The sequence below is a fragment of the Nocardioides flavus (ex Wang et al. 2016) genome (assembly GCF_014653115.1).
GTDB lineage: Bacteria > Actinomycetota > Actinomycetes > Propionibacteriales > Nocardioidaceae > Nocardioides > Nocardioides flavus.
Genome location: NZ_BNAD01000002.1, coordinates 134,849 through 159,687 on the forward strand (window position 1 = coordinate 134,849; position 24,839 = coordinate 159,687).

Sequence of the window (24,839 nt, forward strand, 5' to 3'; positions counted from 1 at the left end):
GGGTCTCCTCCATGGCCATGCGGATCGTCGCCAGCCGGCCCGACCCGGCGATCCTCACGCTGCCGTGGGACCTGCCGCTCGAGGAGTGGCCCGACGACGTCGTCGTCCCGCTGCCCCGCGGCCTGTCGCGCCACGTCGTACGGATCGTCCGCCTCGGCAGCAACGTCTACGCCGTGAAGGAGACCAACGACGACATCGCCTTCCGCGAGTACCGGATGCTGCGTGACCTGCAGCGCATGGGGATGCCCTCGGTGGTGCCACAGGGCGTCGTGACGGGGCGCGAGGGCAGGGACGGCGAGGAGCTGCCGGCGGCGCTGATCACCCGCCACCTCCAGTTCTCGCTGCCCTACCGCAGCCTCTTCAGCCGCGGCATGGACGCCGAGCACGTCCCCACACTGATCGACGCGATCGTGGTGCTCCTCGTGCGACTGCACCTGGCCGGCTTCTACTGGGGGGACGTCTCGCTGTCCAACGTGCTCTTCCGGCGCGACGCGGGCGCCCTCGCGGCCTACCTGGTCGACGCCGAGACCGGTGAGCTGCACGAGACGGTGGGCGACCGGCTCCGCGAGTACGACATCACGGTCGGCTGCGAGAACATCTTCGCCGAGCTGATGGACCTCAGCGCGAGCGGCGCGGTGAAGCGGCCGATCGACGGCTTCGAGATCATCGAGCACCTCCGCTCCCGCTACGAGACGCTGTGGCGCGAGCTCACCGACCTCGAGGAGTTCGGCGCCGACGAGATGTGGCGCATCGAGCAACGGGTCGAGCGGCTCAACGACCTCGGCTTCGACGTCGACGAGCTCGACATCGTCACCGACCTCGGCGGCGACACCATCCGGATCCAGCCCAAGGTCGTCGACCTCGGCCACCACACGCGCGAGCTGCGCGACCTCACCGGGATGTCCGTCGAGGACAACCAGGCCCGCCGCATCCTCAACGACCTCGCCTCGTTCACCGCGCACCACGACCTGGGCCGCGAGGACCGGCACCTGGTGGCGAGCCGCTGGATGCACGAGATCTTCGAGCCGATCATGGCGATGGTCCCGCCCGACGCCACCGGCAAGCTGGAGCCGGCCGAGGTGTTCCACGAGATCCTCGAGCACCGGTGGTACCTCTCCGAGCAGGCGGGGCACGAGATCGACATCCACGCGACCGCCCGCGACTACATCGACCGCTTCCTCACCGCCAAGCCGGACGAGGCGATCACGGGGCAGGAGTGACCGGGCTCCACTCGCCGACCCGCCAGGACCCGTCGGTGCGCAGCCGCACCCACTGCAGGCCCACCGGCCGCCCCTCGGCATAGGTCACCAGGCTCACCTCGGCGTCGCGCCGCGGCTTGCTGCCCAGCGCGATGGCGTACGCCGCCCCGCCCGTCGTGCCGGTGGTCCAGGTGTAGCCGATGGCGCCGTCCTCGCCCTCGACGGGATCGGGCCCGGACTGCACGTGGGTGTGCCCGCCCACGACGAGGTCGACGCACCCGCGCGCGAGGGCCTCGCGCCCGAGGTTGGCGTCGTGGACGAGCACGGTGCTGATCCGCTCGTCGTCCTCGGCGGCCGCGCAGGCGTCGTCGGCCAGCCGGTCCCCGACCTCGGAGAAGCTGAGCCCGGTCTCGTCGCGCCAGTTGCCCAGACCGCTGCTGCGGGGGTCGTCGACCCCGAGGACCGTGCCGCCCCACGGGGCGTCGACCGCCTCGCCGTCGAGCATCGTCCAGCCCTGGTCGGCGAGGTAGGTGCTGACGAAGGTGCCGTGGTCGTGGTTGCCTGCGACGCCGAAGCGCTCCCAGTCGGCGAAGGCCGACTGCACCGAGTCGAGGCTGAACGCCTCCCACGGCTGGCCGGTGGAGGTGTCGTCGCCGGCGTTGAGCACCACCGTCGCCCCCGCGGCCTCGCCGATGGCCCGCGCGACGCGGTCCATGCCGATGTTGTCGTGCCGGTCGCTGACGAGGAGCGCGACGGTCTCACCGTCCTCCGGCTCGCGCAGGCCGAGGTCGACCAGCCCTGCCGCCCCCTCGGCGGCCGCGGAGTAGAACTCGCGGCTGCGGTCGTAGGTGTCGATCGCGCTCAGCACGAGCCGACGGCTCTGCGTCGTCACCGGGCCGGTGCGGACCTCGATGTCGCGCACCTCCTCGGGGAGCACGACGTCGTCGCCGGCGAGCTCGGCCAGGGTCTGCCAGCTGCCCTGGTCCTCCTGGGTCTCCTCATCGGACTCCCACGGCTGCCAGACCAGGACCGGCAGCACCAGCAGCAGGGCCAGCGCGACCACGCCCTGCCGCGTCCGTACGCCCCGGAACAGCTCGCCGCGACGGTGCCGGCCGAGCAGCAGGAAGAACGCGACCGGGACGAGGCCGACCCCCACTCCGCGCAGCGCGGCGGAGAGCGCCATGTCGAGGACGACGTCCTGCACCTTCTCGATCGGCGCGCGGGGGTCACCGGCGATGAGGGCGTAGCGCTCGACCAGCTCCTCGATCGAGCCGACCTCGGTCTTGCCGAGGCTGAGGGTGACGCCCAGCGGGCCGACGTCGCGGAAGCGGAAGTCCGGCAGCAGCGGACCGGTCTCGACGACCGCGTCCTTCGCCAGCGTGGGGCGCACGACGGTGTCGTGGCCCACGAGCACCACGGTGCGGCTGCTGGTGAGGAACAGCGACACCGCCACGACCAGCCCCAGCGCCACGCTGACCGACGCCAGGGCGGCGCCGACGAGCAACCGCCGGGGGACGGGCCTCACGCCGTACGGGCCTGCGAGATCGCGTAGAGGGCGACCGAGGCGGCCACTCCGGCGTTGAGCGACTCCAGCTGCCCGGCCATCGGGATCGACACGATCTGGTCGCAGGTCTCCGCGACGAGCCGGCCCAGGCCCTTGCCCTCGGAGCCGACCACGACGACCAGGGGTCCCTCGGCGAGCCCGCCGGGCGCGACCAGCTCGGGCAGGGACAGGTCGCCGTCGGCCGCGAGGCCGACGACCATGCAGCCCGCCTCCTGGTAGGCCTTGAGCTGGCGGACGAGGTTCACCGTCTGGGCGACGGGGACCCGGGCGGCCGCCCCGGCGCTGGTCTTCCACGCCGAGGCCGTCATGCCGGCGGCACGCCGCTCGGGGATGAGCACGCCGTGGGCACCGAAGCCGGCGGCCGACCGGATCACCGCGCCGAGGTTGCGCGGGTCGGTGACAGAGTCGAGCGCGACGACGAGTGCCGGCTCCTTGGCCTCGTCGGCCCGCTCGAGCAGGTCGTCGGCGTGGGCGTACTCGTAGGCCGGGAGACGCGCGGCGAGGCCCTGGTGCACGGCTCCGCCGGTCATCCGGTCCATCTCGTTGCGGGTGACCTCGAGCAGGGTCAGGCCCTGCTCGGCGGCCAGCTTGAACGCCTCGCGCATGCGGCCGTCACGCTCGGCACCCTCGGCGACGTAGATCCCGGTGACCGGCACGCCGGCCTGGAGCAGCTCCACGACCGAGTTGCGCCCCGCGGCCCACTCGGCGTCCGCGGTCGTGCGGCGCTTGGGACGGGTCTCGCGCGCCTTCTCGGCGCGCTTCGCGGCCTTGTGGGCCTGGTGGTAGGGGCGGTCCTTCGCCTTGGGCGTCGGCCCGCGGCCCTCGAGCCCGCGCCTGACCCGGCCGCCGGAGCCGGCGGTGGGGTTGCCCTTGCCGGTCTTCTTGATGGCGCCCTTGCGCTTCGAGTTCCCTGCCATGTCTCACACGCTCCACTTCGGGCCGGCAGGGGTGTCCTCCACCTCGACGCCGGCCGCCTTGATCCGGTCACGGATGGCGTCGGCGCGGACCCAGTCCTTCGCCTCGCGCGCCGCCGTCCTCTCCTCGAGCAGTCCCCTCACCAGGGCGTCGACGACCTCGGTCAGCCGGTCGTCGGAGCCGCGGCCCGCCCACGCCGGGTCGGCCGGGTCGAGGCCGAGCACGCCGAGCATCGCGCGCACCTGGGCAGCGATCCCCGCGGCGGCGGAGTCCCCCGTCGACAGCGCTGAGTTGCCCTGACGCACGAGGTCGTGGACGACCGCCACGGCAGCCGGCGTGCCGAGGTCGTCGTCCATCGCGGCGGCGAACGCCGCTGGGACCTCCGACGCCACGGCCGAGACACCGGCGCGGTCGAGGAAGTCCTCGATGCGGCGGAACGCCTTGGCCGCCTCCTCGAGCGCCTCGAAGCTGAACTCGACGTGCGAGCGGTAGTGGGCTGCGACGATGTAGTAGCGCAGCTCGATGCCGCGCACCCGCTCGAGCACCGACGGGATGAGCATCGAGTTGCCCAGGGACTTGCTCATCTTCTCGCCGGCGGTGGTGATCCAGGCGTTGTGCAGCCAGTAGGACGCGAAGGGGCGCCCGGCCGCGCGCGACTGGGCCTGCTCGTTCTCGTGGTGCGGGAAGCGGAGGTCCACGCCACCGCCGTGGATGTCGAAGGCGGGGCCGAGGTACTTGCCGGCCATCGCGGAGCACTCGATGTGCCAGCCGGGACGACCGGGACCCCAGGGCGACGGCCACGCGGCGGTCGCGGGCTCGGTCTCCGACTTGTGGCCCTTCCAGAGCGCGAAGTCGCGCGGGTCGCGCTTGCCGCGCGGGTCGGCGTCGCCGGCGGGCTCCATGTCCTCGACCCGCTGACGCGTCAGCTCGCCGTAGGACGGCCACGACCGGACGTCGAAGTAGACGTCGCCGCTGCCGTCCTCGGCGGCGTACGCGTGGCCGCGGGCCACGAGCTGCTCGATGAGCTCGACGATCTCCGGGACGTGGCCGGTGGCGCCCGGCTCGTACGTCGGGGGCAGCACGTTGATCGAGGCGAGGGCGGCGTCGAGCTCGCGCTTCATCGCGGCGGCGAGGGCGTACCAGTGGACGCCCTGCTCGGCCGACTTGGCCAGGATCTTGTCGTCGATGTCGGTGACGTTGCGGATGAAGTCGACCTCGTGGCCGGTGGCGGTCAGCCAGCGGCGCAGCACGTCGAAGTTCACCGCGGACCGCACGTGGCCGACGTGGGGCTCGGACTGGACGGTGAGGCCGCACACGTAGATCCCCGCCCGGCCGGGGGTGAGCGGGACGAAGTCGCGGGTCTCGCGCGTCGCGGTGTCGTGGAGCCTCAGGGTCACCGGGCAAGTCTAGGGGCGGAGGACCGATCCACCGGCTTCGGCGGGCAGCCCCGCGGGACGAGGGCTGTGACTCCTGAGACGTGTGGGACTTCTCGGGTTATCGTCGAGCGGTGCTCCGACGTGCCGCCACCCTCGCCCTTGCCCTGCTCCTCGCCACTGCGCTCGTGCCCCCGGCGGGCGCGACGCCACAGGCGGAGACGCGCAAGCGCGCCACCCCGCAGGTCCAGCTGACCTCCTGGAGCAGCTACGCCGAGCTCAAGACCGGCGCCCGCAGGGGCCTCAAGATGGGCCGCGGACACGTCGCGCTGCGCAAGGCCAAGCCGCGCACGGTCGCGGGCAAGGCGTACGAGGCCGGCACCTGGACCTCGCCGTGGGCGACACCCGGCTTCGGCGCGACGTCGCTCGTCCCGAGCTGGGAGGCCACCACACCGGGCCGGAGCCTGGTCCGCGTCGAGGTCCGGGCGCGCGACGCGAGCGGAGGCACCGGCACCTGGGACACGGTCGCCGACTGGAGCCTGCGCAACCGCCCGGTGGCGCGCCGGACGTACACCGGCCAGACCGACGACCTCGGTCGGGTCAGCGCCGACACGTGGGTCGCCGCAGGCTCCGTCACGTCGTGGCAGGTGCGGGTCACGCTGATGCGGCCCCGCGGCTCGAGCCTCGCCGTCAGCCTCGAGCGCGTCGGCGCCGTGGCCTCGGCCGACGCCAGCGCCCCCCGGCCGACCTCGAGGCCGGGCCCGGGCGCCGGCACAGTGCTGGCCGTCCCGACCTACTCCCAGATGACGCACACCGGCCACTACCCGCAGTGGGGCAACGGCGGCGAGGCGTGGTGCTCGCCGACCTCCACCGCGATGGTGCTGGCCTGGTACGGCATCTCCCCGACCCCGCGGGGCATCACGGCCGGCCACGCCGACGCGGTGGTGGACCACACCGCGAAGATGGTCTACGACCACGGCTACCGCGGCACCGGCAACTGGGCGTTCAACACCGCGTACGCCGCCACGCTCGTCGGCGGCGACTCCTACGTCACCCGGATGCGCGACCTCCGTGAGCTCGAGGACCACATCGTCGCCGGGGTGCCGGTCATCGTCTCGGTGGCCTTCGGGCGCAACCAGCTCACCGGTGCCCCGATCTCGGCCAGCAACGGCCACCTGCTGGTGGTCGTCGGGTTCGAGGCCGACGGCGACGTCGTGGTCAACGACCCGGCCGGGGCGACCAACGCCGAGGTGCGACGCGTCTACGACCGCGCGCAGTTCGAGCGGATCTGGATCGCGGCCTCCGGCGGCACGGCGTACGTCATCCGCAACTCCTGACCCGCGGGGTCACACCGCGCTGAACCGGACCGTGTGCCAGCCCGTGGCGCCGTCGGGGTCAGGCGCTCGCAGGACGCTCGTCTGGGTCTCGCCGTCCTTGCCGGTGGCACGCACGCGGACCTCGTGGTCGCCCGCCGGTACGTCGAGGGTGACGGCCCACTGGACCCACGTGTCCACCGACGGCACCACGCCCAGCTCGGCGCGGGCCCACGCGCCGCCGTCGACCTGGACCTCCACCGCCTCGATGCCGGTGTGCTGGTGCCACGCGACGCCTCCGAAGGAGACCGGCCCGGCGGGCACCTCGTCCCCGCCGCGCGGGACGTCGACGCGCGAGGCGATCTTGACCGGGCCCTCCGCCGACCAGCCCCGCGTCGTCCAGTAGCCGGTGGACTCGGCGAAGGTGCTGACCTGCAGGTCGACGACCCACTTCGTGGCCGAGACGTAGCCGTAGAGGCCGGGCACGATGGTGCGCACCGGGAAGCCGTGCTCGATGGGCAGCGGGCGACCGTTCATCGCGACCGCGAGCATGGCGTCGCGGTCGTCGGTCAGGGCCGCGAGCGGGGTGGCGCAGGTCCAGCCGTCGTGCGAGGTCTGCAGCACGCAGTCCGCCTCGTCGGACACGCCGAGCTCGGCGAGGATGTCGGCGATCCGTACGCCGCTCCAGCGGGCGTTGCCGACCAGCCCCCCGCCGACCTCGTTGCTGACGCAGCTGAGGGTGACCCACGACTCGGTCATCCGGCGCCTGACCAGGTCGGAGTAGCTGAGCGTCAGCTCCCGATCGACCAGCCCGTGGATGCGCAGCGACCAGTCGTCGGGCTCGATGGCGGGCTTCGCGATGGTCGTGTCGATCAGGTAGAAGTCGTCGGTGGGGGTCTGCCACGGTGAGACCCCGGCCAGGCCGACGGACGTGTCGGCCGGCGGCTGGCGCCGTGTGACGCCCGGGATCCGGAGGAGCCGTCGGCTGACCTCGACGTGCCGGCGGCCTGCTCCCACCAGCCGGCCGGCGACGGCGATGCCCACCGCGGCGACCGACACCACGCCCGCCACCACGAGGAAGACCCGCCGCTCGTGGGACTCCAGGTCCGGCCTGCTCAGCCCCCGGTGCAGCGCGTCGGTGAGCGCCGAGTGGAGCGTGACCCACGTGACCAGGCCGACGGCGACCGGCAGGACGTCCACCGGTCCTGCCCCTCGCTGCAGCAGCACCGCGGTGAGGCCCACACCTGCGAGCGGCACCCACACCAGCAGCGGCGCCCACCAGCTGCGCCGCGCCAGCATCCCGGCCGTGGCGAAGCACGCCAGCAGCACGAGCAGGATGACCCCGACGAGGAAGGGCTTGTCGAAGAGGCCAAGGACCGAGATCGCGCTCTCGACCACCGGCCCCGGCGTGAGCCTGATGACCAGCTCCGCCACGGCCACGACGGGCGCCTCGCGGATGGTCAGGACCATCGCGGTGGCATAGCTGGTGGCCAGGCCGGCGAGCCCGGCCAGGACTCCGGCCAGCACCCAGGGCGGACGACGTGTGGTCACGCTCCCATTGTGACGGGCGTCGGGCATGATGCCGACGTGACCTCTCCCTCCCCCGTCCCGCGGATCGGCATCGGCACCGACGTGCACCGACTGGTCCCGGGCGTGCCGATGCACCTCGGCGGCCTCGCATGGCCGGACGAGCCCGCCGGGCTCGAGGGCCACTCCGACGCCGACGTCGCCGCCCACGCCGCGTGCGACGCGCTCTTCTCGGCAGCCGGCCTCGGCGACCTCGGCAGCCACTTCGGCACCGCCGAGCCGCAGTGGGCGGGCGCCTCCGGCGCCACCCTCCTCGCGGAGACCGCGCGGCGCGTGCGAGCCGCCGGGTGGGAGATCGGCAACGTCGCCGTGCAGGTCATCGGCAACGTGCCCCGGCTCGGGCCGCGGCGCGACGAGGCAGTGGCCGCGCTGACGGCGGCAGTAGGTGCGCCAGTGAGCCTGTCGGCCACGACCACGGACGGCCTGGGCCTCACCGGTCGCGGAGAGGGCGTGGCGGCGATCGCCACCGCGCTGGTCACGCGCTGATGGAGGTCGTGCCGACGGCCGTGGTGATCCTGGCCGCGGGATCGGGGAGCCGGGTCGGCGCCGAGGTCAACAAGGTCCTGCTCCCGCTGCGCGGGGTCCCCGTCCTGGTGTGGTCGCTGCGTGACGCGCTCGCCCTGCCCGGCGTACGCCGCGTCGTGCTGGTCGTGCGCCCCGAGGACCGCGAGGCCGTGGGCGAGGCGGTCGCTCCCCACCTCGGCGACCGCGAGGTGCTCCTCGTCGACGGCGGCTCGTCCCGGCACGCCTCGGAGTGGGCCGCGCTGCAGGTGCTCGCCGCGGACGTCGAGGCGGGCGAGGTCGAGGTCGTCGCGGTCCACGACGGCGCCCGCCCGCTGGCCGGCCCGGCACTGTGGCGCGCGGTCGTCGCGGCCGCCCACGAGTCAGGCGGGGCGGTGCCGGTGGTGCCGGTGGCCGCGCTGGTGCACGACGACCTCACGGCGGTCACCGAGACGGTGGGCGGCGTCCAGACCCCGCAGGCCTTCCGCGCCGGCCTCCTGCTCGCGGCCTACCGCGCCGCGGCACGAGACGGCTTCGAGGGCACGGACACCTCGGCCTGCGTGGCGGCCCACGGGGAGGTGAACGTCACCGCGGTGCCCGGCAGCGTCCTGAACCTCAAGGTCACCTTCCCCGAGGACGTCGCCCTGGCCGAGGAGCTCAGCCCGCCCCGCCCAGCGGCTGGGTGAGCGCCTCGAGGAGGCGTACGTCGTCCTCGCCCGACACCCGCCGGGCCTCCGGGGGCGCCTGGAGGGTCTCGGCGGAGTGGCCGGCCGCGGCCAGGGCGGCCACGGCTCGCGCCAGGTCCCCGGGCGGGCAGTGCGCGAGGGTCACCAGGACGGCCGCCGGGAGGACCAGTGGCGACGCGACCGCGAGGAGCCGGTCGCGGTCGAGGGTCGCCCCGAGGTGGCCGTCGGTCACCACCTTGACCGTGTCGGTCACCGGGCGTACGCCGACGACCGGGCGTCCGGTCTCCCGGGCACGCTCGAGACAGACGGCGATGAACGACGGCGGGGTCATCGGGCACAGCGAGTCGTGGAGGACGAGGTCCTCCCCCGACTCGACGATCCCGGCCCACGGCACGGTGGCGTCGACCAGGTCGACGCCGGACTCCCCGAGCGCCCACGCCGCGCAGGCCACGAGGGCCTCACCGTGGAGCAGGGCGTAGGGCAGCGACCCGCGGCCCTCGTCCAGAACGAGACCGAGGCCCCGGGGAGCATCGTCCCAGGGGCCTCGGTCTGCGTGGACCACGCTCAGGAGGCGAGCACCTCGTCGAGCATGGCCTCTGCCTTGTCCTCGTTGGTCTTCTCCGCCAGGGCCAGCTCGGAGACCAGGATCTGGCGCGCCTTGGCCAGCATCCGCTTCTCGCCGGCCGAGAGACCGCGGTCACGCTCGCGGCGCCACAGGTCGCGCACGACCTCCGACACCTTCATCACGTCACCGGAGTGCAGCTTCTCGAGGTTGGCCTTGTAGCGCCGCGACCAGTTGGTCGGCTCCTCGACGTGGGCCGCGCGCAGCACGTCGAAGACGCGGTCGAGGCCCTCCTTGTCGACGACGTCGCGGACGCCGACGAGGTCGAGGTTGCAGGCCGGCACGCGAACGACCAGGTCCTGCTGTGCGACGATCCTGAGGACGAGGTACTGCCGGTCCTCTCCCTTGATCGTCCGCATCTCGATGTCCTCGATGACCGCGGCCCCGTGATTGGGATAGACGACCGTTTCGCCAACGGTGAAAGTCATATGTTCAGTTCCCCTTCCTAGGTGACCATTCTAACACGGGTTCGAACCTGCTCCCGACGCGTTTGTGCAGGTCAGAGGCCCTGTCCGGGCTTGACAGAACCCGGGGTCATGTGGTCCGCACCCGTGTCGGAACGGTGAAGCGGCCCCGCCGCGGGCCATACTCCGTCCCATGTCCCGGGCCCTGTCGACGCTCCCGTCGCTGCTCCTCGTCCGGTCGGCCCATCCCCGGCAGGCCGTGGTGACCGCTGCGGCACTCGCCGCGGCGGCGGCCGTCGCCGGGAGGCCGCTTCGTGAGGTCGGGCTGGTCGCCGCGACGGTGCTCGTGGGCCAGTGCGTCCTCGGTTGGGCCGACGACCTCGCTGACCGCGGGCGCGACGCGCGGCTCCGCCCCGACAAGCCGCTGGCGAGCGGGCGGCTCGACCCCTGCACCGTCTGGTTCGCCCTCACCTGCGCCGTCCTCCTGGTCGTGCCGCTCGCGATGGCGCACGGGCGACGGGCCGGCGCGACGTACCTGGCGCTCCTCGCGGTGTCCGCGGTCGGCGACCGGTTCCTCCACGCCCGGCCCCTCTCGTTCGTCCCGTGGGTGGTCAGCTTCGCGCTCTACCCGGCGTTCCTGGCGTACGGCGGGTGGGGCGGCATCGGCGCCCCGACGCCCCCGGAGGTGGCCATGGTGGCGCTCACGGCGGCGCTCGGCCTGGGCGTGCACGTGCTCGTCGCGCTCCCCGGCCTTGTGGACGACCACGCGGAGGGTGAGCGGTCCCTCCCGATGCTGCTGGCGCTGCGCACGGGCACCCCGCGCCTGCTCGTCCTGGCCGGCGCCTGCACCGCCGTCGTCGTCGTCGCGATCCTGATCGCAGGCCGGTCCGTCGGGCTGACCTGAGCCGACGCTAGGCTGTGCGCCATGCGACTCCGACCCCTCGCGACCGCCGCCGCGGTCATCGCGCTCGCCGCACCGCTGACCTCCTGTGGCTTCGACTACGCCACCGAGCGCGACTACACCCCCGGCAGCGGCTCCAACTCGCGTGAGGGCGAGGTCGACGTGCTCTCCGCGGTGGTCGTGTCGGCCGCCGAGGGGTCGGGCACCTTCATCGCCTCGCTGTCCAACAACGACCAGTCCGAGGAGCAGTCCTTCACCGGCATCTCGGGCGCCGAGGGGACGACGGTCGAGGTCCCCGAGTTCGAGCCCGTCACCGTCCCGGCCGGCGGCCTGGTCAACCTCGCCGACCCGCCCGCCGAGATCGTCGTGACCGGCGACTTCACCGCGGGCGACTTCGTCCCGCTGTCCTTCGACTTCGGCAACGGCGAGCGCGTGCAGCTCAACGTCCCGGTCGTCCCCGACGACACCGGCTACTGGGAAGGCATGGACGCCTCGTGACCCACACCCTGGTCCTGCTCCGCCACGGCGAGAGCGAGTGGAACGCCAAGAACCTCTTCACCGGCTGGGTCGACGTCGCGCTGACCGACAAGGGCGTGCGCGAGGCCGTGCGCGGCGGTGAGCTGATGCGCGAGGCCGGGCTCCACCCCGACGTGGTGCACACCTCGCTCCAGCGCCGCGCGATCAACACCGCGTGCCTGGCCCTCGACGCCGCCGACCGCCACTGGATCCCGGTCAAGCGGTCGTGGCGCCTCAACGAGCGCCACTACGGCGCGCTGCAGGGCAAGGACAAGAAGCAGACCCTGGAGCAGTACGGCGAGGAGCAGTTCATGCTCTGGCGCCGCTCCTTCGACACCCCGCCGCCGCCCATCGAGGACGGCGACGAGTGGTCACAGGCCGGCGACCCACGCTACGCCGACCTCGGCGAGGAGATGCCGCGCACCGAGTGCCTCAAGGACGTCATCGCGCGCTTCCTGCCCTACTGGGAGGGCGACATCGTCCCCGACCTGCGGGCCGGCAAGGTCGTGCTGGTGGCCGCCCACGGCAACAGCCTCCGCGCCCTGGTCAAGCACCTCGACCAGATCAGCGACGAGGACATCGCCGGTCTCAACATCCCGACCGGCATGCCGCTGGTCTACCGCCTCGACGAGGACCTGCGTCCCACCGTCGCGGGCGGCGAGTACCTCGACCCCGAGGCCGCTGCCGCAGCGGCAGCGGCCGTCGCCAACCAGGGTCGCTGAGGCCTGCCCCCCTCGGGCGGTGAGTGACACAGGTTCCCGGGTCGCGGAACCTGCGTCACGCACCGCCGCCCCCGACAGCGGTGGGTGACGCAGGTTCTCCACGCCCGGAACATGACTCACGCACCGCTCGACGGAGCGCGAGAGACGGAGCCCGGCGTACGTCAGTCGCGCGCCGGGACCTGGCCGGTCACCACGAAGACCACCCGGTTGGCGACCGACACCGCGTGGTCGGCGATGCGCTCGTAGTAGCGCCCGAGCAGGGCGATGTCGACCGCGGCCTCGACCCCGTGCTGCCAGTCGGTGGAGAGCAGCTCGGTGAAGCTGCGCCGACGCAGCCGGTCCATCACCTCGTCGTCGCGACCGAGCTCGATGGCGGCCTCGACGTCGCGGTCGATGATGATGCTGCGGACCCGACGCACCATGTCCTCCGCGGTGGCGGCCATCTGCTCCATCGTCGGGCGCAGCTCGTCCGGCACGGCGACCGACGGCACGCGCAGGCGCGCGATCTTGGCGACGTGGACCGACAGGTCGCCCATCCGCTCGAGCTCGCTGACCATCCGCAGCGCCGAGACGATGACCCGCAGGTCGCCGGCGACCGGCTGCTGGAGCGACAGCAGCGCGAACGCGGTGTCGTCGACCCGCTCGCGGGCCGCGTCGATCGTCTTGTCGTTGCCGATCACCTGGTCGGCGGTGTGCACGTCGCCGGTCATCAGCGCCTTGGTGGCCTCGCGTACGGCGACCTCGACCTGGCCGCAGATCTCGGACAGGTCGGCGAAGATGCCGTCGAGCTGGTCATGGAAAGCCTCACGCATGACCGGCACTCTAGGCAGCCGAAGCGAACAGTTGTGCGCGCTCGATGAACGAGGGGTGAACTCTGCGTGCCGGGCTCGGGGCCGGGCGTCCAACCGGGCCGGTCGCGGCTGCGCGGTGCGTACGATGTGAGCGTGGATCCGACGATGCAGGCCGCCCTCGCGGCGGTCATCGGGGCCGTCGTCGCAGGAGGCGCGGTGCTCGCGTGGCACATCAGCGACCGCCAGCGCCACCAGCTGCCGGAGGTCGAGGAGCCCGTCGTGCAGGCGGGCGTCGCCGCCGTGCTGAGCATCCTGCGCTCCAGCGCGGTCGTCGTCGACGAGTCCGACCACGTGCGCAAGGCCTCCGCCCCGGCGTACGCCTTCGGGCTGGTGCGCGGCGACACGGTGCTCGTGCAGGAGCTTCTCGACCTGATCGCCCAGGTCCGTCGCGACGGCCAGATCCGCGAGAGCGACATCGACATGCCCGCGACCGACGGCGGGCCCAGCCGTACGCTCACCGCGCGCGTCGCACCGCTGGGTGCGCGGCTGGTCCTGGCGCTGGTCGAGGACCGCACCCGCGAGCGTCGCGTCGAGGCGGTGCGGCGCGACTTCGTCGCGAACGTCAGCCACGAGCTGAAGACCCCGGTCGGCGCCATCCGGCTGCTCGCCGAGGCCGTCACCGACGCAGCCGACGACCCCGAGGCCGTGCAGCGCTTCGCCGGCCGGATGCGCACCGAGAGCGACCGGCTGTCCAAGCTCGTGCAGCAGATCATCGAGCTGTCCCGGCTGCAGGGCCACGACCCGCTCGAGACCCCGGTGATGGTCGACGTCGACGCCGCCGTCGCCACCGCAGTCGACACCAGCGCCATGGAGGCGGCCGCCAAGGACATCGTGGTCGAGTCGCGCGGCGAGCCCGGACTGGAGGTCTTCGGCTCGCAGGAGCAGATCGGGGCGGCGATCAGCAACCTCGTCGCCAACGCCGTCGCCTACTCCAACGAGGGATCGCGGGTGATCGTCACGACCCGCGCCGAGGGCGACAAGGTGCAGATCTCGGTCGTCGACCAGGGCATCGGCATCCCGGCCGAGGACATCGACCGGATCTTCGAGCGGTTCTACCGCGTCGACCCCGCCCGGCACCGCTCGACCGGTGGCACCGGTCTGGGCCTGTCGATCGTCAAGCACGTCGCGGCCACCCACGGCGGCGACATCTCCGTCTGGTCGGTGCAGGGCCAGGGCTCCACCTTCACCCTCACCCTCCCCCACCACGCCGAGCCCGGCCAGGGCTCGGGCCAGTCGACCACCCCGGTCGAGGTCGTCGCGCCCGCGCGGCCCGAGAGCACCTCCGCACCCACCCCGCCCCGCAGAGCACAGCAGGAGACCAGAAGATGACCCGCGTACTCGTCGTCGAGGACGAAGAGAGCTACAGCGACGCCCTCGCCTACATGCTCCGCAAGGAGGGGTACGAGGTGGCGATCGCCGCCGACGGCAACACAGCCCTCGCCGAGTTCGACCGGTTCGGCCCCGACATCGTGCTGCTCGACCTGATGCTCCCCGGCGTGCCGGGCACCGAGGTGTGCCGCCAGATCCGTCAGTCGTCCTCCGTGCCGGTCATCATGGTCAGCGCCAAGGACGACGAGGTCGACAAGGTCGTGGGCCTCGAGCTCGGGGCCGACGACTACGTCACCAAGCCCTACTCCCCCCGCGAGCTCGTCGCGCGGATCCGCGCGGTGCTGCGGCGCGGCTCCGAGCCCGAGCTGATGCCCGACACGCTGGAGGCGGGCCCGGTCCGGATGGACGTCGAGCGCCACGTCGTCACCGTCGACGGCACCGAGCAGCGGCTGCCGCTCAAGGAGTTCGAGCTGCTCGAGATGTTCCTGCGCAACCCCGGCCGGGTCCTCACCCGCGGCCAGCTCATCGACCGCGTGTGGGGCTCTGACTACGTCGGTGACACCAAGACCCTCGACGTGCACGTCAAGCGGCTGCGCGCCAAGCTCGAGCCGGACCCGAGCGAGCCGAAGTACCTCGTGACGGTCCGCGGGCTCGGCTACAAGCTCGACCTCTGAGGGCCCGCTCGTCCCGGGCGGGATCACCGGTCAACCGGTGGTTCATGAACTTCTAGCCCCGTTGCAACCGGTGATAACCCGACGAACCACCGGGTAACCGGTGGTCGCGACGGCGGGATCTCGGCGTACGCCGTCCGAAATGCGCTGGCGCTCCGTCATGACCGTACCTAGTGTTGACTCGTGACCACTGCCCACGAGACCACGCCGGACGCCGCCACCGCCGGGGGCACCACGCCGGCGCCCTGGCTGCCGGTCGCCGCCGGCGCGGTGACGCTGGTGATGTGGGCCTCGGCGTTCGTCGTGATCCGCCACGTCGCCCACGACGTCAGCCCGGGGGCCCTCGGCTCCGGCCGGCTGCTGGTCGCGGCCCTGGTGGTGCTGCCGCTGGTCCTGCGTCGCGGCTGGGTACGACCCACGCGCCGCGAGTGGACGCTGCTGACGGTCGGCGGCATCGGCTGGTTCGGCATCTACAACCTCGCCCTCAACGCCGGCGAGCGGCACGTCGACGCCGGCACCGCGGCGATGATCATCCAGATCGGCCCCGTCATCGTGGCGCTGCTCGCGGTGCCGCTGTTCGGCGAGCGAATGCACGCGTGGCTGCTCGGCGGCATGGTGGTCGGCTTCGCCGGCGTCGCGGTGATCGCGCGCGGGTCGTCCACGTCGGCCGACGCGAGCCTGCTCGGCGTCCTGCTCGTCGTCGTCGCGGCGGCGATGTACGCCGTGGGGGTCCTGACCCAGAAGGTGCTGCTGCGCCGCATCCCGTCGGTCCAGGTCGTGCTGGTGTCGTTCGTGATGGGAGCGGTGACGTGCCTGCCGTTCTCGGGCGACCTGCCGGGCATCGTCGCGGGCGGCGGCGCCGAGCTGTGGTGGATCGTCTACCTCGGGATCTTCCCGACCGCGGTCGCCTTCACCACCTGGGCCTACGCCCTGACCCACACCGACGCCGGGGCGCTGTCTCTCACCACGTTCCTCGTCCCCCTGATCGCGACGCTGGTGGCGTGGCTGACCATCGACGAGGTGCCGCCGTCGCTGACGTTCGTCGGCGGCGCGCTGGCAATCGTGGGCGTGCTGATGACCCGGCGTCGCCCGCGGGCCGCGCGCCCGGTCAGGGGCTGAGGGACCTCAGCGCTCCGCGGCAGGCTCGGGGTCATTCCCGGCCTCGAGCCAGCCCCGGAAGGCTTCGAGGTTGCGGGTGGACTCACCGCGGGAGATCCGCCACTCCCACTCCTTGCGGATGGAGGAGGCGAAGCCCAGCTCGAGGATCGCGTTGAACGACTCGTCGGCGTTGGCCAGCACGGAGCCTAGGATCCGGTCGAGCTCGTCGGGCTCGGCGCAGGCGAGCGGCAGCCGGGCCTCGAGGTAGATGTCACCGTGGCGGTCGACGGCGAACGACACGGCGTACATCCGCAGGTTGCGCTCGAGCAGCCAGCGGTGGACGCGCGCGTGGTTCTCGTCGGGGTTGCGGCACACGAACGCGTGGACGGCGAGCGCGTGCGCGCCGACGTCGAGGCGTACGGGCGTCTGGAGCTTCTTCTCCCCCGGCAGCGTCAGCGAGAAGCTGGCGCCCTCGACGCCCTCGCGGGTCGTCTCCTCGTGCTCGATGCCGTTGTCGGCGAGGTAGGTGCGGACGGTCTCGACGTGGTCGGACGTGCGGTGGGGGCTCACGCGCCCATCATGCGGCACCGGTCATGAGGCGAGCTCGGCGCCCATCCGGCCGGCGGCCCGCTCGTACGCCTCGAGGGTGCGCTCGGCGGTCCGCTCCCAGGAGAAGTCCTGGGCGTGTGCGACCGCGCCCTGCCCGAGCCGCTCGACGAGGTCGGGGTCGTCGACCAGGCGTCGTAGCGCCGCGGCCCAGTCGCGGGGCTCGTGGGTGTCGACCAGCAGCCCGCTCACGCCGTCGCGGACGACCGTGGTGAGGCCACCGACGGCCGCGGCCACCACCGGCGTGCCGGTGGCCTGTGCCTCGACGGCGACCAGGCCGAAGGACTCGTTGTAGGACGGCACCGCGACCGCGGTCGAGGCCGAGGTCCACACCGCCAGCTCGGCCTGGCCGACCGGCGGGACGAAGCGGACGACGTCGGCGATGCCGAGGTCCGCGGCGAGGTCGGCGAGTGCCGTCGGGTGCTCGAGGCCGGAGCCGGAGGGCCCACCCACGACGGGGACCACGAGGCGGTGGCGCAGTGACGGGTCCTGCTTCAGGAGGACTGCGACGGCGCGCAGCAGCACGTCGGGGGCCTTCAGCGGCTGGATCCGGCCGGCGAAGAGCAGGACGACGGCGTCCTCGGGCAGCCCGAGCTCGCGGCGCGCACGAACCCGCCCACGCGGGGCGAAGACGTCGAGGTCGACGCCGGGGTGGATGACCTCGACCGCGTGCGGGCTCGCACCGTAGAGGTCGACGAGCTGGCGGGCCTCGGTGTCGGTGTTGGCCACGAGCAGGTCAGCGGCCTCGACGACCTGCTCCTCGCCGATGACCCGCGACAGGGGCTCGGGGGTGTCGCCGTCGGCCAGCGCCTCGTTCTTGACCTTCGCCATGGTGTGCATCGAGTGCACGAGCGGCACGTTCCACCGGTCGCGGGCCAGGGCACCGACCTGCCCGGAGAGCCAGTAGTGGGAGTGGACCGCGTCGTAGTGGCCGAGCGGCTGCATCGCCTCGGCACGGAGCACCTCGCGCGCGAAGGTGCACAGCTGGCCGGGCAGCTCGCCCTTGGTGAGGCCCTCGAACGGACCGGCGGCGACGTGCCGCACCAGCACGCCGTCCGCGGCCTCGACGACCTGTGGCAGCGCCGAGGACGTCGCCCGGGTGAAGACGTCGACGGCGATCCCCTGGGCGGCGAGGCGCCGGGACAGCTCGATGACGTAGACGTTCATCCCACCCGCGTCGCCCGTGCCGGGCTGGTCGAGGGGTGAGGTGTGCAGGCTGATCATCGCGACCCGCTGACCCACGCTGCCTCCTCCTCGGTGTACGAGCCGGCGTCCCGGCTGGTGCCACACGGCACCTCGGGCACAACCCCGCGCGGGCCCCGGAGATTCCCGGGACCTCCCGCGAGTCAGCGCGCGTGCGCGCCGGTGGAGGGCCGGCGGGGCGTGTCGCCCCGGCCGCGCAGCAGGGCGACGCCGCCGATCAGCGCGGCGAGCACGCCCCAGAACGCGTCGTACCACCGGCTGTCGGCGGGCCGGAAGGCCTCGATCAGCGACAGCGTCAGCAATCCGGAGGCGAGGGCGACCACCACGCGCATCGCCACGGCGTCGCTCTTGACGAGGGTGGCGCCGAAGACCGCGGATGCCACGAGCAGGCACGCGAGACCGATGAGGCGCAGCGTGCCGGCGAACGCGTCCCCTCCTCCGAGCAGCGCATGGACGATCCACAGCGCGCCTCCGAGGAGGGCGAGGACGGCGGCCGGCCTGGCAGTGGACACCCCGCGAGTGTCCCACACCCGTACGGGCGGGATCGCGACCGGTGGGAGCCGTGCTCGAGCGGGTCAGGCCTCGTCGGTGCCCTGGTGGAACCGCGCCTGCCAGTGTCCTCCGGAGCGCACCCACAGGGTGCTGCGGAGGGTGGTGCGGTCGTCGGTGGACGTGCGCCACAGCAGCAGGATCGTGTCGGGCCCCAGCCGGTCGGTCGAGACCACCTCGAAACCCACCGGGTCGATGGGGCCGATCACGGCGAGGGTCTCCTCGCGCGTCCAGAGCCGGCCCGAGCGGCCCACCTCCTGCCAGTCCGGGTGCAGCAGCGCGGCGACGGCGGCGCGGTCGGAGCGCACCTCGTCGCTCAGCAGCGCACGCTCCATCGCCACGACGTGCTCCTCGTCGGTGGGCACCGCGTCGAGGTCGTCCGCCGCGAGCCCCGAGAAGAGGTCGGGCTCCTCCTCGACCTGGCCGACCTCAGCCGCCGGGTGGGCGGTCGAGCTGCCTGTGAAGCCCGGGCCGTGCTCGGGCTCGACGCCACGCTGGTAGGCCGTGGCCGCGGCGTTGGCGCGCCGGTCTGCCGCCTCGTTGAGGTCGTGGCCGGCGTGGCCCTTGACCCACTCGAAGCGGACGCGGTGGCGCCGGCCCTCCATGGCCGCGTCGATCGCCTTCATCAGCTCGACGTTGAGGACGGGCTTGCCGTCGCTCTTCTTCCATCCCTTGCGCTTCCAGCCCGGCATCCACTTGGTGACCGAGTCGATGACGTACTTGCTGTCGCACAGGACGTGCAGGTCGTCGTCGAGGTGGGCGGTCTGCTGGAGGAGGTCGAGCACGGCCATCAGCTCACCCATGTTGTTGGTCCCGTGGGGCCAGCCGCCCGAGGCCCAGCAGTCGTCGTCGACGTACCACGCCCAGCCGGCGGGGCCGGGGTTGCCGAGTGCCGAACCGTCAGCCGCCGCGATGATCACCCGGACATCTTGGCAGGATGGCCCCATGAGCGATGACAGCACCCGGCCCCGCACCGCGGTCGTCACCGGAGCCTCCAGCGGCATCGGGGCGGCCACCGCGCGCGCCCTGGCCGCCGAGGGTTTCCGGGTCGTGTGCGCCGCGCGGCGCACCGACCGCATCGAGGGGCTCGCGGCGGAGATCGGCGGGGTCGCGGTCACCTGCGACGTCACCGACGACGCGTCGGTCGCGACCCTCGCCGCCGCGGTCGAGGAGTGTCACGTGCTCGTCAACAACGCCGGTGGCGCTGCGGGGCTCGACAAGGTGGAGGCCGCGGACCTCGAGGGCTGGCGCTGGATGTACGACGTCAACGTGCTCGGCCTGGTCCGGGTGACCAAGGCGCTGCTGCCGGCGCTGCGCGCCAGTGGCGACGGCCTGGTCGTCAACGTCGGGTCGACTGCGGGGCGGTGGGCGTACGAGGGCGGCGCGGGCTACACCGCGGCCAAGCACGCGGTGAAGGTCGTCACCGAGACGCTGCGCCTGGAGCTCAACGGCGAGCCGATCCGGATCAGCGAGGTCGCCCCGGGCATGGTGCGCACCGACGAGTTCGCCCTGGTGCGCTTCGGCGGCGACCGGGAGCGGGCCGAGGCGGTGTACGCCGGGGTGGACCAGCCGCTGCTCGCCGAGGACGTCGCCGACGCGATCGCGTGGGTCGCCACGCGGCCCTCCCACGTCGACATCGACGAGCTCGTCATCAAGCCGCGTGCCCAGGCTGCGGCACACAAGGTGCACCGCACCTGAGGCGTGGCAGACTGCCGCGCGTGAAGACCATCGGACTCGTCGGCGGCATGAGCTGGGAGAGCAGCGCGGTCTACTACCGCGACCTCAACCTCGGGATGCGGGAGAGGCTGGGCGGGTTGTCCTCGCCGAAGCTCGCGTTGACCACGGTCGACTTCGCCGAGGTGACGCACCTCGAGGACGACGAGCGGTGGGACCAGGTCGGCCAGCTGCTCGCCGAGGCGGCGCGCGGCGTCGAGCGCGCCGGCGCCGACTTCCTGCTGCTGTGCACGACGACCTTCCACAAGGTGGCCGCCCAGGTCGAGGAGGCCGTCGACATCCCCGTGCTGCACCTCGCCGACGTCGTCGCCGAGGCCGTCAAGGCCTCCGGCGTGGAGACCGTCGGGCTGATCGGCACCAAGGTCGCCATGTCGGAGTCGTTCTTCGTCGACCGGCTCCGGAGCCACGGGCTCACGGTGCTGGTGCCCGACGCCTCGCACCACGACTTCCTCAACGACGCGATCTACGAGGAGCTCGTGCACGGCGTGGTGCTGCCGCGCACGCGCAGCCGGGTCGTCGCGATCATCGAGGAGCTGTGGGACGCCGGGGCCGGTGGCGTGCTGCTCGGCTGCACCGAGCTCGAGCTGCTGGTCAAGCAGGCCGACGTGGAGCTGCCGGTCTTCCCGTGCACCACGCTCCACGTGCAGGCCGCGCTCGATGCCGCGCTGGCCGAGGACACGCCCAGGGACCGGGCCGAGAGCTAGAGCGGCACGCCGCGCGCGACGGCGAGCGCGCGCAGCGCCGTCCAGGCCGGACCGGCCAGGTCGGTCGGACCGGCCTCGGTCGGCAGGTCGGCGGCGAGCACCTCCGACCGCGCGCCCTCGGTGCTGACCAGCACCTGCCCCAGCGCGTACGCGATCCCCTCGCCCTGGTCCTGGGTGGGCAGCTCCCACGTCGTCACGGGTCGCCACGACGGGTACGCCGTGAGGTGGGCCGAGGAGTAGGTCCGCAGGACGACGCCCCCGCCGCCCGGCAGGAACGTCGCGTCGGTGACGAGGCCGGGCGCCTCGGCGACCTCGACCAGTCGGTTGGGCCGATCGGTCCGCAGCCGGCGCGGCGCGGCGTACACGGTCCCGGCGAACACGCCCTTGGTGACCACGTGCAGCCGTCCGGTCAGCGGGTCGGCTAGCAGTGCCTCGGCGTCGCGTGCGCCGTCCGGGTAGCGGAGCTCGTACGCCGCCGGGGTGACCGTCCGGTCCCCCGGTCCGACCGGGACGCGCAGCACCTCCACGGAGTCGCGCACGCGCCGGTTGTCGCCGACGTCGGCCACCCAGACGTGCCCGCCACCGGCCGGGGCGAGCGCCTCGACGTCGACCGGCTCGGCGTCCCACGACGTCACGCCGACGGTGCTGCCGGTGGCGGTGTCCACGGTGAACACGCGACCCCGGTCGCCGGAGTCGTTGACCGTGTGCACGAGCCCCCCGCGCGTGGTGGGGGTGAAGGCGAGACCGCTGGACTCGACGATCTCGGGGTCGCCGAAGCGGAGGACGGGTGTGCCCGTGGTGTCGGGGGTCCCCGCGGCCGCGCCCAGCAGGAAGGGCAGCGCCACGACCGCTCCGACCCACCGGCCGCCCGTCACCCGCCCTGCTCGCACCTCGCCACGGTAGTCGCGCACGGGTGGCGGCGCCGCTCGTCCCGCGCAGCCGACCGTTCGCCGTACGCCCTCCCCAGGGGTAGGTGACACCTCAACCACCCGGTCCGTAGCGTGACGGTGACGTCTCGGGAAGGGAAACGCATGTCGCCTCTCGACAAGCAGGCCATCGTCGCCGGTCCGGGCTACAGCCGATGGCTGATCCCGCCCGCCGCGCTGGCGGTCCACCTCTCCATCGGCCAGGTGTACGCGTTCTCGGTCTTCAAGAACTCGCTGGTCGCCAGCTTCGACACGAGCCTGACGGCGATCGGGTGGGTCTTCTCGATCTCCATCGTGATGCTCGGCCTGTCGGCGGCGGTGCTCGGCACGTGGGTCGAGCGCTCCGGACCGCGCAAGGCGATGCTCACGGCCGCCCTGTGCTGGGGCGTCGGGTTCGTGGTCGGCTCGGCCGGCATCGCGTCCGGGCAGCTGTGGCTGCTCTACCTCGGCTACGGCGTGATCGGCGGCATCGGCCTGGGCATCGGCTACATCTCGCCGGTGTCGACGCTCATCAAGTGGTTTCCCGATCGCCCCGGGCTCGCCACGGGCATGGCCATCATGGGCTTCGGCGGTGGCGCGCTCATCGCCTCCCCGCTGTCCAACCGGCTGATGGGGCTCTACGACCCCGACTTCGTGCCGACCGACTCCGGCGCGGTCGCGTCGGCCTCCGCCCTGGCCCAGACCTTCCTCACCCTCGGCCTGGTCTACACCGCCTTCATGCTGGTCGGCGCGGCCCTGGTCCGCGTCCCGCCCGGCCACGGCGACGACAGCACGGCCGAGCACTCCCCCGGCACCAACGGAGCGCTGGTCCGGGCCTCGCAGGCCATCCGGACCCCGCAGTTCTGGCTCCTCTGGGTGGTGCTCTTCTGCAACGTCACCGCCGGCATCGGCATCCTCGAGCAGGCCGCGCCGATGATCCAGGACTTCTTCCGCGAGGGGGGCGACAGCTCGGTCTCCGCCGCGGCCGCGGGCGGGTTCGTCGGCGTGCTCTCCCTCGCCAACATGATCGGCCGGTTCGTCTGGTCGAGCCTGTCGGACCGCATCGGTCGCAGGACGACCTACGTCATGTACCTCGGGGTCGGGCTCGTGCTCTACCTGCTCCTCGCCCTGTTCGGCAGCTCCAGCACCGTCGTCTTCGTCGCGCTCGCCGCGGTGATCATCTCCTACTACGGCGGCGGGTTCGCGACTGTCCCGGCCTACCTCAAGGACCTCTTCGGGACCCTGGAGGTCGGCGCGATCCACGGCCGCCTGCTCACCGCGTGGGCCGCCGCCGGCGTCGCCGGTCCGCTCATCGTCAACGGGATCCTCGACCGCGTCGGCGAGCCCGGCAACCTGGTGGCCGCCGACTACCGGCCGGCGCTGCTGACGATGGTCGGCGTGCTCGCGGTCGGCTTCGTCGCCAACCTGCTGATCCGTCCGGTTCCCGACGAGCACTTCGACCACGACGCGCACAGCGCCAACGAGGACCGCATCTCCGCACGGCAGGAGGCCACCCGATGAGCACCACCGACTCCACCCGACCCGCCCCGATCACGTCCGGGTCGACGACGCCACCGGTCCTCGTCGCGCTGGCGTGGCTTCTGGTCGGCGTGCCGCTGGCCTACGGGCTATGGCAGACCCTGGTGCGGGCCTCGGCGCTGTTCACCGGTTGAGCAGCTCGCCCAGCCGGGGTCGTACGCCCCACGCGGCGAGCAGCTCGTCGTACTCGCGGGACGCGGCCGTGCCGTCGGCGCCGGTCCGCACCGCACGCAGCAGGGTGTTGCGGGGCGTGTGGGCGCTCTCGACGAACTCCACGACGTCCACGCGGTAGCCCTCGCGGCGCAGCAGCGAGGCGCGCAGCGCGTCGGTGAGGGTGTCGGCGAACCGCTCGCGCAGGATGCCGTGGCGGGTGAGCATGGCGTAGGGCTCCGGCGCCTCGGCGGTGCGCAGCTGTGCGGCGATGTCGTGGTGGCAGCAGGGGGCGGCCAGCACGAGCGGCGCCTGCCACTCCAGCGCCCGGTGGAGCGCGTCGTCGGTCGCGGTGTCGCAGGCGTGGAGGGCGAGCACGACGTCGGGCGCGAGGGCGAGCCGCGCGTCGGCGATCGAGCCGACGACGAACTCGGCCTCGATCCCGAGCCGCTCAGCGACCCGGGCGTTGTGGTCGGCCGACTGCTGCTTGACGTCGACGCCGGTCATCCGCACGGGCCAGCGACGGCTGAGGTGGGCGTGCGCGGCGAACGTGAGGTAGGCGTTGCCGCACCCCAGGTCCACGACCCGCAGCGGCTCCTCGGCGGTGGGCGTGCGCACCCGCCCCTGCGCGACAGCGTCGTCGAGCGCGGCGTCGAGCAGGCGTACGAACTCCTCCACCTGCCGGTACTTCGCCTGGCGGGTGGGCTTGACGCGACCCTGCGCGTCGCTGATCCCGAGCGCGACCAGCACCGGGTCGTCCTCGGCGAGCAGCCGGTCCTTGGGGCGGTCGTGGCCGCGCACCGGCTCGACCTCCTCGACACGCGCCGAGGTGTGCAGCAGCGGCACGCCCTTCTTGGTGACCCGCAGCTGCAGGGTCGCGGTGGTGGTGTCCACGTGCCAGTTGGCGAACGGCTCGGCGAGCAGCGCGTCCACGGCGGCCTCGGCGACCTCGCCCAGCCGGTGGTTGGCCGTGTGCGCCTGCGTCGCGTCGTACGACGTCACCTGCAGGTGCCGACCGCCCTTGAGGTCGACGGCGCGGACCTCGACGCGGCGCACGTCGCGGCCGCCCACGTGCGGCACCGGCTGGCCCTTGCGCCGGCCGGTGGCCAGCGCCCGCACGAGGTGGTCGGCGTCGAGGACCGCGGCCCGGACGGTGGCGAGCTCGTCGGCCCGGCTCACGGGACCGCGCTCACAGGA

General features: G+C 73.0%; 27 protein-coding genes. 14 read left to right on the plus strand and 13 right to left on the minus strand.

Annotated features, from left to right (window positions below; all coding sequences use genetic code 11):
• The first annotated feature begins 11 nt into the window (after positions 1–11).
• On the plus strand, positions 12–1,220 hold the full coding sequence (locus IE200_RS05130; RefSeq protein ID WP_191278301.1) for a DUF4032 domain-containing protein: 1,209 nt from the start codon (positions 12–14) through the stop codon (positions 1,218–1,220).
• On the opposite strand, the gene IE200_RS05135 is transcribed toward IE200_RS05130, so the two are convergent.
• The 3 genes from IE200_RS05135 to cysS are packed head-to-tail and all read right to left on the minus strand — an operon-like array spanning position 1,204 to position 5,075.
• Positions 1,204–2,724: a metallophosphoesterase gene (locus tag IE200_RS05135; protein WP_229856138.1), complete on the minus strand. Its 1,521-nt coding sequence runs from the start codon at positions 2,722–2,724 to the stop codon at positions 1,204–1,206. The two genes, IE200_RS05130 and IE200_RS05135, sit on opposite strands and share 17 nt — an antisense overlap.
• Positions 2,721–3,680, minus strand: a complete 960-nt coding sequence (rlmB, locus tag IE200_RS05140; RefSeq protein WP_191278303.1) for a 23S rRNA (guanosine(2251)-2'-O)-methyltransferase RlmB — start codon at positions 3,678–3,680, stop codon at positions 2,721–2,723. Before rlmB ends, IE200_RS05135 begins: the two co-directional genes overlap by 4 nt.
• Positions 3,681–3,683: 3 nt before the next feature.
• A complete protein-coding gene (cysS, locus tag IE200_RS05145; protein WP_191278304.1) occupies positions 3,684–5,075 on the minus strand; it encodes a cysteine--tRNA ligase in 1,392 nt (463 codons plus the stop codon).
• A 110-nt stretch (positions 5,076–5,185) separates the two neighbouring features.
• Here cysS and IE200_RS05150 point away from each other — a divergent pair, with 110 nt between their 5' ends.
• A complete protein-coding gene (locus IE200_RS05150; protein WP_191278305.1) occupies positions 5,186–6,388 on the plus strand; it encodes a peptidase C39 family protein in 1,203 nt (400 codons plus the stop codon).
• 9 nt (positions 6,389–6,397) lie between these two features.
• On the opposite strand, the gene IE200_RS05155 is transcribed toward IE200_RS05150, so the two are convergent.
• On the minus strand, positions 6,398–7,915 hold the full coding sequence (locus IE200_RS05155) for a molybdopterin-dependent oxidoreductase (protein WP_229856140.1): 1,518 nt from the start codon (positions 7,913–7,915) through the stop codon (positions 6,398–6,400).
• A gap of 36 nt (positions 7,916–7,951) precedes the next feature.
• Here IE200_RS05155 and ispF point away from each other — a divergent pair, with 36 nt between their 5' ends.
• The gene (ispF, locus tag IE200_RS05160; protein WP_191278307.1) at positions 7,952–8,437 is read left to right on the plus strand and encodes a 2-C-methyl-D-erythritol 2,4-cyclodiphosphate synthase; all 486 of its coding nucleotides are present in this window, start codon (positions 7,952–7,954) and stop codon (positions 8,435–8,437) included.
• Positions 8,437–9,138, plus strand: coding sequence for an IspD/TarI family cytidylyltransferase (locus IE200_RS05165; protein ID WP_191278309.1), 702 nt, complete (start codon positions 8,437–8,439; stop codon positions 9,136–9,138). The genes ispF and IE200_RS05165 overlap by 1 nt, the downstream gene beginning before the upstream one ends.
• On the opposite strand, the gene IE200_RS05170 is transcribed toward IE200_RS05165, so the two are convergent.
• Positions 9,110–9,700, minus strand: a complete 591-nt coding sequence (locus IE200_RS05170) for a 2-C-methyl-D-erythritol 4-phosphate cytidylyltransferase (protein ID WP_191278310.1) — start codon at positions 9,698–9,700, stop codon at positions 9,110–9,112. The two genes, IE200_RS05165 and IE200_RS05170, sit on opposite strands and share 29 nt — an antisense overlap.
• 2 nt (positions 9,701–9,702) lie before the next feature.
• The gene (locus IE200_RS05175) at positions 9,703–10,188 is read right to left on the minus strand and encodes a CarD family transcriptional regulator (protein WP_056602200.1); all 486 of its coding nucleotides are present in this window, start codon (positions 10,186–10,188) and stop codon (positions 9,703–9,705) included.
• Positions 10,189–10,357: 169 nt separating this feature from the next.
• On the opposite strand from IE200_RS05175, the gene IE200_RS05180 reads away from it, so the two are divergent.
• Genes IE200_RS05180 through IE200_RS05190 form a run of 3 tightly spaced genes read left to right on the plus strand, consistent with a single transcriptional unit; the run spans position 10,358 to position 12,303 of the window.
• Positions 10,358–11,068 (plus strand): UbiA family prenyltransferase, encoded by a 711-nt coding sequence (locus tag IE200_RS05180; protein ID WP_191278312.1) that lies wholly within the window; start codon positions 10,358–10,360, stop codon positions 11,066–11,068.
• Positions 11,069–11,089: 21 nt separating this feature from the next.
• Positions 11,090–11,563, plus strand: coding sequence for a copper chaperone PCu(A)C (locus IE200_RS05185; RefSeq protein WP_191278314.1), 474 nt, complete (start codon positions 11,090–11,092; stop codon positions 11,561–11,563).
• Positions 11,560–12,303 (plus strand): phosphoglyceromutase, encoded by a 744-nt coding sequence (locus tag IE200_RS05190; protein ID WP_191278317.1) that lies wholly within the window; start codon positions 11,560–11,562, stop codon positions 12,301–12,303. Before IE200_RS05185 ends, IE200_RS05190 begins: the two co-directional genes overlap by 4 nt.
• A gap of 161 nt (positions 12,304–12,464) precedes the next feature.
• Here IE200_RS05190 and phoU read toward each other — a convergent pair whose 3' ends face one another.
• Positions 12,465–13,115, minus strand: coding sequence for a phosphate signaling complex protein PhoU (gene phoU, locus IE200_RS05195; RefSeq protein ID WP_191278318.1), 651 nt, complete (start codon positions 13,113–13,115; stop codon positions 12,465–12,467).
• Between the two features lie 132 nt (positions 13,116–13,247).
• Here phoU and IE200_RS05200 point away from each other — a divergent pair, with 132 nt between their 5' ends.
• The 3 genes from IE200_RS05200 (at position 13,248) to IE200_RS05210 (ending at position 16,273) form a co-directional block, all read left to right on the plus strand.
• The gene (locus tag IE200_RS05200; protein WP_191278320.1) at positions 13,248–14,483 is read left to right on the plus strand and encodes a sensor histidine kinase; all 1,236 of its coding nucleotides are present in this window, start codon (positions 13,248–13,250) and stop codon (positions 14,481–14,483) included.
• Positions 14,480–15,157, plus strand: coding sequence for a response regulator transcription factor (locus IE200_RS05205; protein WP_191278322.1), 678 nt, complete (start codon positions 14,480–14,482; stop codon positions 15,155–15,157). The genes IE200_RS05200 and IE200_RS05205 overlap by 4 nt, the downstream gene beginning before the upstream one ends.
• A gap of 180 nt (positions 15,158–15,337) precedes the next feature.
• Complete coding sequence (locus IE200_RS05210) at positions 15,338–16,273, plus strand: DMT family transporter (RefSeq protein ID WP_229856142.1); 936 nt, start codon at positions 15,338–15,340, stop codon at positions 16,271–16,273.
• A 6-nt stretch (positions 16,274–16,279) separates the two neighbouring features.
• On the opposite strand, the gene IE200_RS05215 is transcribed toward IE200_RS05210, so the two are convergent.
• The 4 genes from IE200_RS05215 to IE200_RS05230 form a co-directional block, all read right to left on the minus strand.
• Complete coding sequence (locus IE200_RS05215) at positions 16,280–16,822, minus strand: type III secretion system chaperone family protein (protein ID WP_191278324.1); 543 nt, start codon at positions 16,820–16,822, stop codon at positions 16,280–16,282.
• A gap of 21 nt (positions 16,823–16,843) precedes the next feature.
• Positions 16,844–18,100, minus strand: a complete 1,257-nt coding sequence (gene mshA, locus IE200_RS05220; protein WP_229856145.1) for a D-inositol-3-phosphate glycosyltransferase — start codon at positions 18,098–18,100, stop codon at positions 16,844–16,846.
• Between the two features lie 104 nt (positions 18,101–18,204).
• Positions 18,205–18,573 (minus strand): hypothetical protein, encoded by a 369-nt coding sequence (locus IE200_RS05225; protein WP_191278326.1) that lies wholly within the window; start codon positions 18,571–18,573, stop codon positions 18,205–18,207.
• 63 nt (positions 18,574–18,636) lie between these two features.
• Positions 18,637–19,530: a ribonuclease HI family protein gene (locus IE200_RS05230; protein WP_229856147.1), complete on the minus strand. Its 894-nt coding sequence runs from the start codon at positions 19,528–19,530 to the stop codon at positions 18,637–18,639.
• A 25-nt stretch (positions 19,531–19,555) separates the two neighbouring features.
• On the opposite strand from IE200_RS05230, the gene IE200_RS05235 reads away from it, so the two are divergent.
• Both IE200_RS05235 and IE200_RS05240 read left to right on the plus strand, forming a co-directional pair.
• Positions 19,556–20,308, plus strand: a complete 753-nt coding sequence (locus IE200_RS05235) for an SDR family NAD(P)-dependent oxidoreductase (RefSeq protein ID WP_191278331.1) — start codon at positions 19,556–19,558, stop codon at positions 20,306–20,308.
• Positions 20,309–20,328: 20 nt separating this feature from the next.
• Positions 20,329–21,048, plus strand: coding sequence for an aspartate/glutamate racemase family protein (locus tag IE200_RS05240; protein ID WP_191278333.1), 720 nt, complete (start codon positions 20,329–20,331; stop codon positions 21,046–21,048).
• On the opposite strand, the gene IE200_RS05245 is transcribed toward IE200_RS05240, so the two are convergent.
• Positions 21,045–21,938 (minus strand): hypothetical protein, encoded by an 894-nt coding sequence (locus IE200_RS05245; protein ID WP_191278334.1) that lies wholly within the window; start codon positions 21,936–21,938, stop codon positions 21,045–21,047. The genes IE200_RS05240 and IE200_RS05245 overlap by 4 nt on opposite strands.
• A 141-nt stretch (positions 21,939–22,079) precedes the next feature.
• Here IE200_RS05245 and IE200_RS05250 point away from each other — a divergent pair, with 141 nt between their 5' ends.
• Both IE200_RS05250 and IE200_RS05255 read left to right on the plus strand, forming a co-directional pair.
• Entirely contained in the window at positions 22,080–23,474 is a 1,395-nt protein-coding gene (locus IE200_RS05250) for an OFA family MFS transporter (protein WP_191278336.1), read from the plus strand.
• A complete protein-coding gene (locus tag IE200_RS05255) occupies positions 23,471–23,626 on the plus strand; it encodes an MFS transporter small subunit (protein WP_191278338.1) in 156 nt (51 codons plus the stop codon). Before IE200_RS05250 ends, IE200_RS05255 begins: the two co-directional genes overlap by 4 nt.
• Here the strand turns inward: IE200_RS05255 and IE200_RS05260 are convergent.
• Entirely contained in the window at positions 23,616–24,821 is a 1,206-nt protein-coding gene (locus tag IE200_RS05260; protein ID WP_191278340.1) for a class I SAM-dependent methyltransferase, read from the minus strand. The two genes, IE200_RS05255 and IE200_RS05260, sit on opposite strands and share 11 nt — an antisense overlap.
• Between the last annotated feature and the right edge of the window lie 18 nt (positions 24,822–24,839).